This window comes from Salinicola sp., from assembly GCF_982684285.1.
Genome location: NZ_CEXLVS010000475.1, coordinates 1 through 1,319, shown reverse-complemented (window position 1 = coordinate 1,319; position 1,319 = coordinate 1). Strand labels below are relative to the sequence as shown.

1 protein-coding gene is annotated in these 1,319 nt (G+C 42.4%); it reads left to right on the top strand.

What is annotated here, in order from left to right; translation table 11 throughout:
• Positions 1–101: 101 nt before the first annotated feature.
• A complete protein-coding gene (gene metX / locus AC3AYF_RS21235; protein ID WP_487780452.1) occupies positions 102–1,253 on the top strand; it encodes a homoserine O-succinyltransferase MetX in 1,152 nt (383 codons plus the stop codon).
• The last annotated feature ends 66 nt before the right edge of the window (positions 1,254–1,319 follow it).

The window sequence follows — 1,319 nt, the reverse complement described above, 5'->3', positions numbered from 1 at the left end:
ACCACTTTTAACAGGCTAAGAACGAACCATAAAGTCTTTATTGCACAATCGTCGCTGACTATTTAGACTTTTGCCTATAAGAACCAAGGAATAGTAAAACTATGCCGGACACAATACCGGCCGATTCAGTCGGTCTGGTTAATTCTATAAACCTTCATATTGATACGCCAATTACTCTCGAATGTGGTCGTAGCTTACTCAGCTATGATCTTGTTTATGAAACATATGGTGAACTCAATAAAGATGCGTCCAATGCAGTATTAATCTGTCATGCTCTGTCAGGTGACCACCATGCCGCTGGCTATCACAGTAAAGAAGATAACAAACCTGGCTGGTGGGATACCGCTATTGGTCCTGGCAAATCCATCGATACTAATGATTTTTATGTTGTCTGCTTAAATAATATTGGTGGCTGTAAAGGCTCAACGGGACCAACAAGCATCAATCCTGAAACAAATAAAATCTACGGTCCAGATTTCCCTATCATCACCGTTTCAGACTGGGTGACCAGCCAAACAATATTGGCAGCTCCTCATAATATCCATCAATGGGCAGCTGTTGTTGGTGGTAGTCTAGGTGGCATGCAAGCCATGCAATGGGCTATCAGTTTCCCTGATCGTTTACGTCATGCATTAATTATTGCCGCTGCACCAAAACTATCTGCACAGAATATCGTCTTCAATGAAGTCGCCCGGACAGCTATTAAATCAGACCCTGATTTCCACGATGGTCATTATGCAGATCACCAAACCCTCCCACGCCAAGGCCTAGGTTTAGCTCGCATGTTAGGACACATCACTTATCTATCAGATGAAGCGATGGGGGAAAAATTTGGTCGTGCTCTTCGTCATGACACTATTCATTATAGTTATGATGTGGACTTCCAAATTGAAAGTTATTTGCGTTACCAAAGCGAAACCTTTGTTGAACATTTTGATGCCAATACCTATTTACTGATGACTAAAGCCTTGGACTACTTTGACCCAGCGAAAGAATTTGGTCATGATTTAGCTAAAACATTCGCCTCTATTCAAGCTAAGTGCCTAGTCGTGTCATTTACGAGTGATTGGCGATTTGCACCTGACCGTTCTCATGAAATTGTCAACGCACTACTTAACAATGGCAAAGAAGTTATTTATGCTGAAATCGAGGCCCACCAAGGCCATGATGCCTTCTTGATGCCTATAGCCCGTTACCACGAAATATTTAAATCCTATATGCAGCGTGTCGCCGCTGATTGCGAGCCAACATGAGTTTACGCGTAGATTTACAAATTATTAGCGATTGGATCCCTCAAGGTGCACGTGTATTAGATTTGG

Excerpts from the sequence above, each read along its gene's own strand:
- metX (WP_487780452.1), top strand. The coding sequence starts at position 102 with ATGCCGGACACAATACCGGCCGATTCAGTCGGTCTGGTTAATTCTATA.